Source organism: Amycolatopsis sp. SID8362 (assembly GCF_010550475.1).
GTDB lineage: Bacteria > Actinomycetota > Actinomycetes > Mycobacteriales > Pseudonocardiaceae > Amycolatopsis > Amycolatopsis eburnea.
In genome coordinates this window covers 1-982 of the sequence record NZ_JAAGNB010000387.1, presented here as the reverse complement: position 1 = coordinate 982, position 982 = coordinate 1, and the positions used below count along the sequence as shown (strand labels likewise).

Below are 982 nucleotides of genomic sequence, written 5' to 3'. Positions count from 1 at the left end.
GCCGCAGGGCCAGCCGGTCCGGCGGGGTCTGGGCGATCACCGTGACCAGCAGTTCCACGCACGGCGCCCGCCGGTTGAGGTTGTCCACGATGTAGGCGTAGACGCGCTCGTAGCCGGGGTCCAGCTCGGGCGCGGCCACCAGCAGCAGCGCGTCCTGCTCGTCCCGGGACAGGCCGTACCGGGTCGCGAGGGCGTCCAGCGGGAGCGTGACGCCGCGCGCCGCGGCCAGCCGCCGCAGGTGCTGCTCGGACTCCGGGGCCTGCCGGGCCGGGGACGGCGGCTCGGTCATCCCCTCGGCGAAGGCGTCCACGCGGTCGAGCAGCGCGTCGACCTGCTCGTCGGTCACGCAGAACGGGGTCAGGTCCGGGCGCGTCAGCACCGCCGCGGCTTCGGCCTGCCGGGCGACGGCGCCGCGCAGCGCGTGGTGCAGTTCCGCCAGGCGTACCCGGAGGTGCTCGACCGCGGGCCCGTTCACGTCAGCCACCGGAGAAGGTCAGGGTCCGGCCGCCCAGCCAGACCACGTCGGGTACGTCGGTGAGCGCGCCGCCCCGCCACAGGTCCGTGTGGCGGCGCCCCAAGGGGAGCTTCACGCGCACCGCGTCCCGGGTGAACCGGACCGTGGCTTCCAGGTCGGCGAACGTCGTCAAGGCCCGCACCGGCGAGTCCCCTTCCCACAGCTGCCAGGCGATCATGCCCAGCGCGAGCGACGCCGCCAGCGAGACGCTGTGCTCCAGGGCGCGGTCCGCCGCCAGCGGCACGGCCCGGTGCTCGACGAACAGGACCCGGACCAGCTCGTCCAGGCGCTCGGCGGAAAACCGCGCGGCCAGGCGGGGTTCGACGCCGCCGGTCGTCCACAGTGGAGTTTTCCACCGCACGCGCGTCAGCGGGTCGTCGCGCAGCGGGCGCGCGTCGGTGAGGAACCGGACGCCGCCCGCGGCCAGGTCGCGCAGGGCCGACGGCGGGAGCGCGCCGTCGCGGACGA

1 protein-coding gene and 1 pseudogene are annotated in these 982 nt (G+C 75.9%); both read right to left on the bottom strand.

Annotated elements, in window-relative coordinates; genetic code table 11:
• Window positions 1–484: pseudogene (locus G3I65_RS12075) on the bottom strand (ATP-binding protein); the annotation flags it as partial.
• Window positions 477–982: hypothetical protein (locus G3I65_RS12070; protein WP_203612361.1), on the bottom strand; the 506-nt coding region annotated here is incomplete at its 5' end. The gene G3I65_RS12070 and the pseudogene G3I65_RS12075, both read right to left, overlap by 8 nt.